Origin of the sequence: Algibacter marinivivus, assembly GCF_003143755.1 — a bacterium.
Classification (GTDB): Bacteria; Bacteroidota; Bacteroidia; order Flavobacteriales; family Flavobacteriaceae; genus Algibacter_B; species Algibacter_B marinivivus.
The window spans coordinates 1,672,693-1,686,935 of sequence record NZ_QFRI01000001.1 but is presented as its reverse complement, the minus strand read 5'-3'; the positions used below and the strand labels follow the sequence as shown (position 1 = coordinate 1,686,935).

Below are 14,243 nucleotides of genomic sequence, written 5' to 3'. Positions count from 1 at the left end.
ACGAATATAAGCCTGAAATAGATTAAAAACTATTTTTATCGACGAAATACATAAAATTTTAACACTTTTTAATCGACGAACTGCTCAATTTCCAGCTGAATGACCTCCCATTTATCCATCAAGTCTTGTAAATCAGTTTTCTTTTTTTGATACTCGTCGAAGAAATTTGGTTTAGATGTAGCCTCTTCATAATTAATTTCGAGTTCTAAATCTATAGCTTTAATATCTTTTTCAAGTTGATTAATTTTTGACTCTACATTACTCAACTTATTATTTAAAGATTTTATTTTCTTCTGATCTTCGTAGGACTGCTGTTTTTTAGGCTTTGGTTTTTCCTTTATAACAGTTCTTTTTTCTACCTCACGTAAGTTATCAACCTTACGCTGTTCAAGATAGTAATCAATATCGCCTAAATACTCTTTTAATTTATGGTCTTTAAACTCATAGACAATATTGGTTAATCCTTGCAGAAAATCACGATCGTGTGATACTAAAATCAGAGTACCTTCAAACCTATTTAAGGCTTCTTTCAAAACATTTTTAGATTTTATATCTAAATGATTCGTTGGCTCATCCATTATAAGCACGTTAAAAGGCTGTAACATTAACTTAGCTAAAGCTAACCGGTTACGCTCACCTCCAGAAAGTACCCTAACATATTTATCAACCTCATCTCCTCTAAATAAAAAAGAGCCTAATATATCACGAACTTTACTTCTATTGGTTTCATTAGCAGCATCAATCATTGTATCATGTACTGTTTTATTACCATCTAGATACTCCGCTTGATTTTGGGCAAAATAACCTATCTGTACATTATGCCCTAGCTTTAATTGCCCATCATACTTTATATCGCCTACAAGCATTTTAGCTAAAGTAGATTTACCTTGTCCGTTTTGTCCAACAAAAGCAGTTTTACTATCGCGCTCAATAAGTAAATCAATATCTTTTAAAACTTGATTATCACCATAATTTTTAGAAACCTTTTCAGCCTCAACAACAACCTTACCTGGTGTAATAGAAACAGGAAAATTAAGTGTCATTACACTATTATCATCTTCATCGACCTCAATCCTATCAATTTTATCTAACTTCTTTATAAGCGATTGCGCCATAGTGGCTTTTGATGCTTTAGCACGAAACTTTTCAATAAGTTTTTCTGTTTGTTCAATTTGTTTTTGTTGATTTTTTTGAGAAGCCAATTGCTGAGTTCTTAATTCCTCTCGTAAAACTAAATACTTGGTATAAGGTTTAGGATAATCATATATACGCCCTAAAGAAATCTCGATAGTTCTATTAGTAACATTATCCAAAAACATTTTATCATGCGACACAATCACTACAGCTCCAGCATAATTCTTAAGAAACCCTTCCAACCAAATAATAGATTCTATATCTAAGTGGTTAGTAGGCTCATCTAAAAGTAAGATATCGTTATTTTGAAGCAATAGTTTAGCCAACTCAATACGCATACGCCATCCACCAGAAAATGTATCCGTCAACTTATCAAAATCTTTACGCTGAAATCCTAAACCTTGAAGAATTTTTTCAGTATCACCTTGATAATTATAACCGCCTTCAATTTCATATTGATGCTGTAATTCATTTATATCAATCATTAACTGATTATAACTTTCACTTTCATAGTCCGTCCGTTCAGCCAACTGATTATTTACCTCTTCCATTTTAGCCTCTAAAGCTTTTATTTCAGTAAATGCTTCGTACGACTCTTCTAATACAGTTCTACCAAAAACAAAATCTATATCCTGTTTTAAGAATCCAATCTTTAATTCTTTATCTGCAGCTATTTGGCCTGTATCAGGCTCCATCTCTTTCGATAAGATTTTTAACATTGTAGATTTACCAGCTCCATTCTTTCCAATAAGCCCGATTCTATCACCATTACCTAGCTTGAATGTTATATCTTCAAATAGGTATTCGCCTTGAAATGAAATCGATAAATTATGAATATTCATCATAGAAATGTAACTTTTATTACAGTATTATTTTTTTAAAAATGGTATTTTTGCACTGCAATTTCGCATGCAAAAATACATCAAATAAAATGTTTAAAAAAGGATCAAAATTATATAGCATTTTTACTGGATCGTGTCCAAAGTGTCACGAAGAATCTATGTTTAAAAACAAAAACCCATATATACTTTCTGAAGCGTTAAGCATGAACGAAAATTGCTCTAATTGCGGTACAAAATACAAGATAGAACCCTCATTTTTCTATGGTTCTATGTATGTAAGCTACCCAGTAGGTATTGCGTTTGCCACAGCCGCTTTCGTTATTTCTTTTTTTGTATTTAATGTAAGTTTAATGGGCGTTTTTATTGCCATTGTAGCAACACTTATTGTTTGTCTACCAATTATCTTAAGACTTTCAAGAAATATTTGGATTAACTTTTTTATGAGTTATGATAAAACGCTTGCTAAAAAATAATTTTTTTGGCGTTACCCGAAAAGGGTCGGGCTTTCACTACTCGCTTCCTCCTTCGTCGGCGAGCTCAAACATGCCGTTCAATCCCTAACGCAACTCAACCTCAACTTTTTAATTAAGATTTAAAATCTACAAATATCAATTTCCTTTTCTAGAGGTGTTTTGTACTCAATAAAATTGTATAGTTGTTTTGCAACATAAGGTCCAATCATAACGCCACGCGTACCAAGACCGTTTAAAATAAATACATTATTATAATCTTGATGTTTACCAACTAATGGCCTTCTATCTTTTACCGTTGGTCTTATACCAGCTACTTGATTAACCACTTTATAATCACAACTTATAAGCTTATCAAGTTTCGTTAACAATTCTGTTTTAGCCTTTTCAGAGGTGTTATGACTTAAATCTTTCCATTCGTAGGTGGCTCCAACAATATACAAGTCATTATCCAACGGAATCAAAAATACGCCCGCTTTTAAAACATAATCCATTTTTAAATCAGGGGCTTCAATAATTAATAGTTCTCCCTTAGCTGGGTTTAATGGTAAATTTTCAAAAAAAGGATTTTGCTTTATACCAAACCCTTCAGCAAAAACAACATGTTTTGCATTCACTTTTTTGTAAGCAACTCCATTTTCATCTATTTGCAAATCAAAATAATCAAAAGGCGTTTCAATTAAAATTTCTTGTTTTAGCAAATCTGCTTTATACGCCTTAATCATAGATTTTACATCAATCCTGCCAGTTTCTAAAACCTCACCAAAACCAAAAGGGGCGTTAATAAAATCATTATCATTTTTCACTAATTTAGGAGAAAGATATTTAGAAAGCAACGGTTTGTCTGAAGCTGCAAACCAATTATTTTGTTCTTCAAGAGATGCAAATTTTCTATACACCGGTATTTTATAATCCAGTTTTACACTAAGCCTTTTTTCAATATTTGCATAAAGCGGTAAAGCAATATCTAACTGTTCAGTACTTTTCCAAACCGATGTAAATCGTTTTAAAACTACAGGGTTATATAAACCGCCAGCTACCGTTGATGATTGCTGAGACGCATTATCGTATATTACAAAGGTTTTCCCATGTGCTCTTAATTGCTCGCAGAAAGAAATTCCAGCAATCCCGATACCAACTATTATATAATCTACTTGCATAATTGGTTACTAAGATAGTTACATTATTGCTATTTAATGTTTCAATTTTAGTCTGTTTTGACCGGAGACGAAAGGCTAAACCTATCAAAAAATATAAACAAAAAAAACGCTCACTTTTTAAGTGAGCGTTTTAATTTTATAGATTATTATGGCTTAATAAGTCCACATATCAAGTTCAAAATCTCTAATCTTATCTTTAATCCTTTCAGATTCTAATAATTGCATTAAAGCATTTTGAGACACATATTCTGATATGGCTCTATCACCTTGTACATTTTCTTCTCTGAAAATATATCCTTGAAAACGTCTTGCATTCAACACGTGATCAAAAGAAAACGGCATAGAACTATTTTCATTGTTAAAAGATTTTGCTTCATGAAGTATCTCTCTAGCATCTGGGAAGAACACCCAAAATAAAGGCACTAAATCTGGCTCAGAGTCGTCAATAAAGTTAACATCTGGAGCAACAGGCGCAATACCTAATAATCTGTATTTCATTTCCGCTTGACGCTTATCAAAATACCAAAGTCCTTTGATATGATACTCTTTAATATCTGCAGAAGTAATATCTCTTTTATTAATATACTCGGCAGATAATTCTTCACCAGCATTTAACTGCTCAATACCTAACTCTGTGGTATCAACCATGGTTAATGCAGATTCAATATCTTTTAAAGTACGTTTTGTTGTAAAATAAGAATCATCATAAATATTCTTTATTTTCCCATTCTTGATGTTCTTCATAAGTACATCGTACAATGATCTTCTATCACTACCGATATTATTAGTATCAATTGGATAATAAAGTGGAAAGTTCGCACGTTCATCAAGAACCACTTTTTCCCAAACCATTTTAGAAAACAGGATATCTCTATCATCAACATATCCGTATTCCAATGGTTTATCATTGTCTACTGCTTTTTGAGCTTCAGTTCTTACACCAATTTCCTCAGGGCTTTTAGCATTTAATATATTCGCTTGAGCAAACATGCTAGAAGCTGTTAAAACAGTTGCTAAGGTTAATAAAAAAGGTTTTAAATTCATTTCAATTCTATTTTACATTATCATTATTAAAGATGGCCTACAAATAGACCATCTTTAATAGTTATTCTAATTTGTAAGTTCAACAAAAACTGGCGATACTTTTTTAAGTATTACACTTACACCACTAGCTTTTGCTTCGATGTCAAATATTTGAACTCCAGATCCACGTTTAGCTTTTGCTAAAGCTTTCTGTGCTCTACTATCTAACTTACTTCCTCTTACATTTATTGTAGGCTGACCAGGAACTTTAAATTTAAATCCTGTTACACGTAATGGTAATTCAAAATCAAAGTCATCAAACTTAGCACCAATAGTAGAGATTTTAAGACTGTTACGTTGCATTTTAATAGCGCCGTCTTCACCTCTTACTGTACCAGTTGGTTTTGGTAAATCTTTAATTCTAAATTTAGCATTATCGCTTACTTTTCCTCCATCTGGCAAAGTACCCGTTACATTAATAGTAACTTCTCTACCTTGAATTCTTGTAGCATCCATAACATATTTACTTCCTCCTGCTCTAGATAATCCTTGAGCACTTGCAGTAACTTTGTTATCTGGAACACCAGCGAATGAAATTGTCATTGGGTTTTTAACACCTCTATAAACTACATTCATCTTATCAGCTGAAATTGTAGCTGCATTTGGTTTTGCAACCGTAGCAAATGATGATTTTACTGGTACTTCAATTTCTTCACCACCTTCTCCAAAGATTAATTTACCTTCAATTTTGTGTTCACCAACACCACCTGTTCCAATTTTTAACTTCACTTTACCATCCTCGATTGCGTATTGGTTTTCAGTAAGTTTTCTACCGTCTAATGTTAATTCAACTCGTTTTGGCTTTGTAGAGGCATCTTTACGCCCTAACACAATTTGTCCATCAAACTGCTCACCATTAAAATAAGCTGATTTAGACGTTTCCATTAAAGTTGTATAGTTTGTCATTGACACTTGCTTAGAAAGCTCTCCTTCTAACATTGTCGACAATATCTCAGATTCTGTTGTTTTGATATCAGATTGAAGTTGTGTCATTTTAGTTAAAGACGCTACTAAAGGAAACCCTTTGTAGTGATAATCTAACCAATCTACTTTAATACCATCTCGATTAACTTCTTGATCTGTACTAAATTTTTCTTTAACTTCTTTGATGATACCTTCCATACCCTTTTCACCAGATAAGATTTTTACAACACCATCTCTAAATCCATTGATTTGACTTAGAAATTCTTGACCATCTTCTTTTAGCTTGTCTCCTTTAAAGAAATTTTGGTCAAGGTAATCTCCTTTATCCATAATTTCATAATCCGTAGGATCATCCAGTTTTGCGGTCATTTTTCCTTTTAATTCTTCTAAATATCCATCAAATTTATGCGCTAGGGCATCAATTTGATCAGCTTTAGCTTTTAAAGGCTTGTATTTGTCTGGTTGATCTGCAGCTTTTACCTCTAAACTTGCTACAAAACTAGCATTTCTAGATTCAGTTGCTTGATTAGATTCTGTAAGCTTCTCGTTCATTAATCCGAAGGCCGAAAGCACTTCTTTTGACATATTTAAAGCTAGCATCGCTATAAATATTAAATACATCAGATTAATCATCTTCTGTCTTGGTGATAAATTATTTCCTGCCATGTTTAATTAGGTTTTTTTGGTTAATTAATAGTAATTTGGGATTATTAACTCTCCTAATTATTTATTCATTGCAGATAACATACCTCCATATACACCATTTAATGATGATAAGTTAGACGCTAAAGATTGCATTTGTTCTTTTAATTTAGCAGCATTTTCAACAGATTCTTCGTTGATTGATTGTTGCTTAGTTGCATTATCTAACTGTACTTTATATAAGCTATTTAAAGACTCCATTTGAGCTGCAGCTAATGATAATTCCTCACCATATTTCTTAGATGCTTCAACTGAATCAACTGTAGAAGACATGTTTTTTGCTGCTCCTTCGAAACCTCTGATGCTTTCTCCTAAACTTTCGATTAATTCGCCATCAATCTTAGCTTCTTTTAATAAGTTATCTAATTTTTGAGATAACATACCTTGAACATCTTCTTTTCCATCTTTACTCATTGATTGTCCTCCAGCTAATTCAGGATAAACTAAAGACCAATCTAAATCTTCATCAACAGGTTCAAACGCTGATAATGCGAATATAATTGCTTCTGTTACTAGACCAATAGTTAACATAACGTTACCTGTTAAAGGTCCTATTTCGAAATGAATAATTTTGAATAGTGCACCAACGATTACAATTGCTGCTCCTAATCCGTACGCCATATTCATGAATTTTTTACTTGCTTTTGACTTTGCCATAATTTTCGGTTTTTAATTTTTAAGTAGGTTTTTTTTTACTTAAGTAGGTTAATTTAATAGTATTAATAATTATTTATTGATTTGGTTTAAAGTTTTACTTCCCGTTTTTTGTTACTGTTGTCCCCATGTAATCTTGAACGGTTCTGAAACCTATATAACTTCTTGCAGAATCTGCATATTCGTAGTCTCTAGAACTTACTTGTAAAAAGTAAGCCACATCTTTCCAAGATCCCCCTCTAACGATTTTACGTTTATTATCAGAATCGTTAACACTTGGATTTATACTTGATGTATATTCATAAGATGAAGGATCGTAAGATGCATTCACCCATTCTGATACATTACCAGCCATGTTATATAAATTATAATCATTAGGCTCATAAGATTTTGCTTCAACAGTATACAATGCCTGATCTGCAGCATAATCTCCTCTTACAGGTTTAAAGTTTGCCATAAAACAACCTCTATCACTTTTTGTGTAAGGACCACCCCAAGGGTAAGTTGCAGCTTGAAGACCTCCTCTTGCAGAGTATTCCCATTCTGCTTCAGATGGTAATCTAAATGTATTTACCATTTGAGCACCTTTTTTAGATTTTTGGTAAGAGTTTTTGTTAATTGTTCTCCACTCACAAAATGCTTTTGCTTGTTTCCAAGTAACGCCTACAACTGGATAATCACTATAAGCATCATGCCAGAAGTAATCGTTATGCATAGGCTCATTATAAGAATAAGCAAAATCTCTAATCCAAACTGTTGTATCAGGATAAATTTCTAATTCTTCTTTTATAATAACATCTTTACGCTTAACACCTCTGTTTCTTGCAGCTTCTTGGATATCCATGTGGCTGTACTGAAATTTAAATTTCGTTACATCCCATGTACGTTGACCATTGTAAGACTCTTCTAAAGGTAAATACATAGTATCCATTACCTCAGCATAGTACTCATCAAGATATTCTGAGGTATCAAAAATTAAATCAACATCTTTATTGATTTTTCTTCCTTCGTAACCTGTTGGTCCTAAACCTGTATAGTTATCATACATGTATTTTTCATAAACCGACATGTTTTCAGGATCTGCATCACTGAAAGCAAATTCGCCTATTGTTCCTTCATCAGCTTGGGTTAAACCAACCTCATCAGCTAAAACAGCTAATTTCATTCTTACAATTGAGTCTCTTACCCAATTAACAAATTGACGATACTCGCTATTTGTTATTTCAGTCGCATCCATATAAATGGCTCTTACAGTAACTGTTTTAGAAGGTGCATCTTGCACACCAGCTAAATCATCATCTGCTTTACCCATTATAAATGCTCCTCCAGGAATAAGTTCCATACCATAAGGCTTTTCTGGATGCCATTTTTTTCCTTGAACACCAACTAGCTCGCCTCTATCTTTAGAGCCGCAACTTGCTAACATTGCAAATACTGTGGTTAGTAATATAAACTTCTTAATATCCATAGAAAACTTGAGGTTAATTATTTTAAGCTTCATTTTTGAGAGCGTAAACATATTTATATATTTTTAATAAAACAACTTTTTATCTAAAAAAATAACATTTCATCGTAGAAAAATAGCATTTCACCGATGAAATAGGTAGTTTGACCATGATTTGTCTATTACACACTATTCTTCTGTAACGCTTTAAACCAGCGCTCTGGCACCTTATTATTACAAGCATCTAGATAATCTTGATGCATGCATGGTAATAACGTATGTCTTTTCAATTTATTATTAACTTCTTCTAAAAAAGGAATTTCAATCCACCAACGCCCTGTTTTATTACTCTTATAAAAAGTTAATTCTTGAGATTCTACTAAGGTAATATACTTTTGATAATTTCTATCATTTGAAAAATCATCATCCTTTACTCTAAAGTTTACGCCCTCAATAAAATACCATAGTATTTGAGCAACCAACATAGATGTAAGTTCATCATCTTTCGATTGCTTATATTCATAAATACCGAATGAAGTTACCTTATTACTTATACCTGCATATCTTGCAATGGCACAAACTTCTTTCCCATCTAAACCATTTGGCGAGTATTTTTGTTTTGAACTTACTTCAGACCCTTTTATCGAAGTTAAATCTAAACTAACAATATTGGCATCTCTTAAAACAGGCTCAACTATAGTAACATCTTTTGAAACTTCTCCTAATCGATAAGATTCAAAATATAAGTTGTCCATCAAATCTATTTCCTCCTGCGAGTTAAAATAAGTTTGATACCCAATAGTTGCGTAATTAAACAAATTATAGGGTTCATCTAAAATAATTTTTCCAACAAAGCTAGTATTTTTAATAGGTTTGGTTGAATCTCCTAAATTAAATTGAGCATCAACATTAACTATATTAACCATAGGAATTAAAGCATCATACGCTCTATAATTAGCATATGTAAGATCTTGCGAACCTCCCAGTATGACAGGAATTATATTTTTTTTGACTAAAATAGTTATGGCTTCCTTTAAAGCAAAGTAAGTATCTTCAACACTTTCTCCTCTATTAATATCGCCTAAATCTGCTACTGTAGTATTCCAACTTCCTGGGAAAAGCCCGTAAAACGATTTTCTAATTTCATTAAGTTGAAACTCTTCTCCTATATAATTAATATCGTTTCTGTTTTCAAGAACGCCAATAATTGCAATATTAACACCTTCTAAATCTGGCATACCATGTTGCTCTGAGTGAATTTTAAGTTTCCTCCCTAGAGCTTGAGCAGATAGTAGCTCGTTGTGTGCTAAAACTGAATCAGAGACTGGAGATAAAAAATTAAAGTTCATGTACTATTTATTTCTTTTTTGCTGGTGCTTTCTTTTTTGCTGTGGTTTTTCTTTTAGTAGCTTTCTTTTTTGGAGCATTGGCTTCAATAATACCTTTTGCTTCCTCCAAAGTCATTTCTGAAACATCAACCGTTTTAGCAAGTTCTACTTTTACTTTTCCTTTGATAACGTTATGTCTTCCCCAACGGGCTTTTTCAACACGAATACCTTCATCTTCCCAATTATGTATAACCTTATCTATTTCTTTTTGGATTTTAACTTCTATTAACTCAACAATATCATCATCAGATAAATTATCCCAATCATATTTTTTGTTAACGTTAATAAACATATTATTCCACTTAATAAATGGTCCAAAACGTCCTTTACCTTTTTGTACTGGTAAATCTTTATACATATATATTGGCGCATCTGCTTTTTGTTTTTCTTTAATTAAAACAATAGCATCATCTAGCTCTACACTTAATGGATCTACACCTTTAGGAAGCGAAACAAAAGCGCTACCAAACTTGACATAAGGCCCAAAACGACCATTATTTACTTGTACTTCTTCGCCCTCATAATTACCTAAGGTTTTAGGAAGCTGAAATAAATCCATAGCTTCTTCATAGGTAATGCTACCTAATTGTTGGTCTGGGCTTAAACTTGCAAATTGAGGTTTTTCTTCATCATCAACAGTTCCTATTTGTACCATAGGTCCAAACTTGCCTAAACGCACACTTACACGACGTCCAGTTTTTGGGTCTTCACCTAAAATACGCTCTCCTGATTCTCTATCTGCATTTTCTTTTACATCTTCAACTACAGGATGAAATTCTTTATAAAACGATTTCATCATTTTAGTCCAATCTTCCTTTCCTTCTGCAATCTCATCAAAATCGGCTTCAACTTTAGCAGTGAAGTTATAATCTAAAATAGCATCAAAATGATTTACTAAAAAGTCAGTTACAATCATTCCAATATCAGTAGGAACAAGTTTTCCTTTATCTGATCCTACTTTTTCAGAAAGCGTTTTATCTTTTACTTCTCCTAACTGTAAAGTGAGTTGAGAATAATTTCGTTCTACACCTTCAACAGTACCTTTTTCAATATAATTCCTGTTTTGAATGGTTGAAATGGTTGGCGCATAAGTAGACGGACGACCAATACCCAATTCTTCTAATTTCTTAACTAATGATGCTTCAGTAAATCGAGCTGGTGGACGTGTATAACGTTCTGTTGCAGTAATATAATTATTTAGCAATGTCTCATTAGTTCTCATTGCTGGCAACATTCCATCTTGCTCAACATCCTCATCATCGGTTCCTTCTAAATACACCTTCAAGAATCCGTCAAACGTGATAACCTCTCCGTTAGCAGTGAAATTTTCGTTATGTGTTGAAGCACTTATTTTTACATTAGTACGCTCTAATTCTGCTTCGCTCATTTGTGATGCAATTGCACGTTTCCAGATTAAATCATACAAACGCGCTTGATCTCTATCAATAGTTACTGAGTGCGTTGCAAAATTTGTTGGACGTATAGCCTCATGCGCTTCTTGAGCACCTTTAGATTTTCCTTTATAGTTTCTTGGCTCGCTATATTCTTCTCCATAGGCATTTTTTATTTCTGCCTCCGCTCCTTTTTTTGCCTCATCAGATAAGTTTACACTATCGGTTCTCATATAAGTAATTAAACCTGCTTCATAAAGGCGTTGTGCCATAGTCATGGTTTTACTTACTGAAAAATATAATTTACGAGATGCTTCTTGTTGTAATGTTGATGTTGTAAATGGTGCAGCTGGGGATTTTTTTGCAGGTTTTTTTGTTAAATCTGCAACTTTAAAATCTGCTGAAGCATTTTGCTCTAAAAATTTTTGTGCTTCTGCTTTAGTTGAAAAATTCTTTGGAAGTTTCGCTTTAAACGTTTGCCCATCTTCATTTGAAAATTCCGCATCAATTCTATAAGATGCAACAGGTTTAAACCCTTGAATTTCTCTTTCCTTCTCAACAATTAATCGCACAGAAACCGATTGTACACGACCTGCAGATAAACCTCCTTTTACTTTTCTCCAAAGTACCGGAGACAATTCATACCCTACAATTCTATCTAATACACGACGTGCCTGTTGCGCATCTACTAAATCATAATCAATACCTCTTGGGTTTTCAATAGCTTTTAAAATAGCACCTTTAGTAATCTCATGAAAAACAATACGTTTTGTTTTGTCTTTATCTAATTTTAAAGTTTCTGCTAAATGCCACGCAATAGCCTCTCCTTCTCGATCCTCATCACTTGCTAACCAAACCATTTCAGCTTTTTTTGCAAGATCTCTCAGCTTTTTTACAACTGCCTTTTTATCTTTTGAAACTTCGTACTTAGGTTTAAAATCACCATCAACATCTACACCCAATTCCTTAGAAGGTAAATCGGCAATATGCCCAAAACTAGATTCTACTTTAAAATCTTTTCCTAGAAATTTTTCAATGGTTTTTGCCTTAGCAGGTGACTCTACTATTACTAAATTCTTCGCCATACTTCATTTTTTGAAGCTACAAATGTATATCAAAAAAAGTTTATCTCACTAATTTGAATGCGTTTTAACCAATATTTTGACTATTATATCTATAAAAGCTTCCTTTTAACTTAAAAACTAAATCCAAAAGTTAATGCACCATAAGTATGCGAAGTAGACAACGGTGTCTCTTTAGTATTAAAATAGTATCCTAATTTAATAATGTTCTTTTTCGTTTTTAAAACAGCTCCTGCACTTAGTTTAAAAACACTTTGTGTTGATATGGATGTAAAAGGATCATCATCATCAAAAGGACTTCCTTGTATTAAAGTGTTTAACAATACATATTTATAACCTGCTAAAATAAACCCATAAAATTCTTTGTTCTGACTATTATCAACTAAGTTTAAACGAGATGAGTTTTGTAAATCATTAAATTTTCCAAAGAAGTAAACAAGATTATTCATAATATAAGTGTCTTTACTACCTAAGCTTGCTTCAATTTGATTTTGAATGCTGTTTTTATTGTTAAGTTGAAAATCATATATTTTTGAAGCTTTAAAATTAAAAAGCCATTTATAAGCTATTTCGTCTGCCCAAGTAGGTCTACTCCCTATGTTTAAAAACTCATGAAGCCTAATTTGTAGTTTACCTGCCAAAGATTCTTCTCCAGTAACACCAGATTCAACTGCAAAAAATAAAGCTGATTTTTTCTTTATTCTACCCAGCTCTAGTTTACCAAAAAGCCAACCAGCATAAGGACGATCAAAATCTCTATTATCAAAAGAATTAAGATTTGTTGGCGTATATGTTTCATTTCCAACAGTAATATTTAATTGTAATTTATTGTCTTCTTGTTTTGTGAATATAAAATTTTGCTTCAATCCCTTTCGATAAGAAAGATGTAAACCACTTGTATAATAACGATCTATAAAAACAAATTTATCATTACTTATTGTTAAATCTATTTGTTGATTTTGCGATTCTATAAAATTGGAATACAATAGAAAAACTAAAAAAATACTATTCTTTACAAATAGAGCTTCATTTAGTTTTTGAATTAATTTTGGCATATGTAAAAACTAATTTCAATTAAAATCAGTATGTTTTTGTCGTATTATATTAGCACAACTATCTTACTCTATTAATTAAAGAACGAAGAGTCATAATCTCAATAAGACATGACTCTTTAAACTTTAAAAAATGCTAAATATTATTCAGAAACTGTACCTATTTCGTCAATTGCATTTTGTTCATTCAATCCAATTGATTCCTTATAGATGTAATATAAGGGTATTGCTGCAAATGAGGCTGTAACAAACACACCAATAAAACACATTACCATCCCTACTATTTGCGCCAGAAGACCTGCTACAAACATTAAACCAAAGGTTATTAGCCATTTTTTGTTACCTAATTTAAACCCTACTTTTACAATATCTGAAGCTTCCATATCAGGATTAAAAGCATAAATTACATTTATTAATGCAATAGGCACCATAACATAAATGATAGGAAAAAAGCAGAGCAATGCTGCAACTAAACTAATTCCAAAAGTCATAGCCGCTAATTTTATAGTTTTTCCTAAATATGGTTTTTTAAAGAAATAAAAATAGTCATCAGAAGACGCTTCATTCAAATCTTTAGATTTACATATCCTGTAAAATGCAGACTTTAAGCCAAAACCAATAATCATTGCGAAAAACATAAATACAAGCATAAACAAATAGAAAGGAATTAAAAATGCCATATCTGGCTCTCCCCCTTGTTGAAAAGATTCCGGATCCATAAAACCGAAAGCTATTAAAGGTAAATACATAATGATATAAAAAGGAATCATTAATACAATAGTTAATAATAAAGTTACTAATCCTTGCAACCAAACCTTTTTAAAAAGTTCAATCGACTTATTAAAAATATCGCCAAAGTCCAACTCTTTAGCACTTTCAATTTTGCTTGATAAAGTTTCCAAAGTATTCATTATAAA

At 32.2% G+C, this 14,243-nt stretch carries 11 protein-coding genes; 1 reads left to right on the top strand and 10 read right to left on the bottom strand.

The window, feature by feature from the left end:
- Nucleotides 1-68: 68 nt before the first annotated feature.
- Entirely contained in the window at nt 69-1,979 is a 1,911-nt protein-coding gene (locus DIS18_RS07670; protein WP_109352405.1) for an ABC-F family ATP-binding cassette domain-containing protein, read from the bottom strand.
- An 86-nt stretch (nt 1,980-2,065) separates the two neighbouring features.
- Between DIS18_RS07670 and DIS18_RS07665 the strand changes: the two genes are divergently transcribed.
- Nucleotides 2,066-2,449 (top strand): DUF983 domain-containing protein, encoded by a 384-nt coding sequence (locus tag DIS18_RS07665; RefSeq protein WP_109352404.1) that lies wholly within the window; start codon nt 2,066-2,068, stop codon nt 2,447-2,449.
- Between the two features lie 119 nt (nt 2,450-2,568).
- On the opposite strand, the gene DIS18_RS07660 is transcribed toward DIS18_RS07665, so the two are convergent.
- From DIS18_RS07660 to DIS18_RS07620, 9 genes are all read right to left on the bottom strand, one after another.
- Entirely contained in the window at nt 2,569-3,606 is a 1,038-nt protein-coding gene (locus DIS18_RS07660; RefSeq protein WP_109352403.1) for an NAD(P)/FAD-dependent oxidoreductase, read from the bottom strand.
- A 153-nt stretch (nt 3,607-3,759) separates the two neighbouring features.
- Nucleotides 3,760-4,650, bottom strand: coding sequence for a type IX secretion system ring subunit PorN/GldN (gene porN, locus DIS18_RS07655; RefSeq protein ID WP_109352402.1), 891 nt, complete (start codon nt 4,648-4,650; stop codon nt 3,760-3,762).
- Nucleotides 4,651-4,716: 66 nt separating this feature from the next.
- Nucleotides 4,717-6,279, bottom strand: a complete 1,563-nt coding sequence (gene porM / locus DIS18_RS07650; RefSeq protein ID WP_109352401.1) for a type IX secretion system motor protein PorM/GldM — start codon at nt 6,277-6,279, stop codon at nt 4,717-4,719.
- Between the two features lie 57 nt (nt 6,280-6,336).
- Nucleotides 6,337-6,972 (bottom strand): type IX secretion system motor protein PorL/GldL, encoded by a 636-nt coding sequence (gene porL / locus DIS18_RS07645; RefSeq protein WP_109352400.1) that lies wholly within the window; start codon nt 6,970-6,972, stop codon nt 6,337-6,339.
- Between the two features lie 94 nt (nt 6,973-7,066).
- A complete protein-coding gene (gene porK / locus DIS18_RS07640; protein ID WP_483860581.1) occupies nt 7,067-8,431 on the bottom strand; it encodes a T9SS ring complex lipoprotein PorK/GldK in 1,365 nt (454 codons plus the stop codon).
- A 164-nt stretch (nt 8,432-8,595) separates the two neighbouring features.
- Nucleotides 8,596-9,762 (bottom strand): formimidoylglutamase, encoded by a 1,167-nt coding sequence (locus DIS18_RS07635; protein WP_109352399.1) that lies wholly within the window; start codon nt 9,760-9,762, stop codon nt 8,596-8,598.
- Nucleotides 9,763-9,769: 7 nt separating this feature from the next.
- Nucleotides 9,770-12,277, bottom strand: coding sequence for a type I DNA topoisomerase (gene topA, locus DIS18_RS07630; RefSeq protein WP_109352398.1), 2,508 nt, complete (start codon nt 12,275-12,277; stop codon nt 9,770-9,772).
- A gap of 110 nt (nt 12,278-12,387) precedes the next feature.
- Complete coding sequence (locus tag DIS18_RS07625; protein ID WP_109352397.1) at nt 12,388-13,329, bottom strand: lipid A-modifier LpxR family protein; 942 nt, start codon at nt 13,327-13,329, stop codon at nt 12,388-12,390.
- Nucleotides 13,330-13,469: 140 nt separating this feature from the next.
- Nucleotides 13,470-14,237, bottom strand: a complete 768-nt coding sequence (locus DIS18_RS07620) for a hypothetical protein (RefSeq protein WP_109352396.1) — start codon at nt 14,235-14,237, stop codon at nt 13,470-13,472.
- Nucleotides 14,238-14,243: the final 6 nt, after the last annotated feature.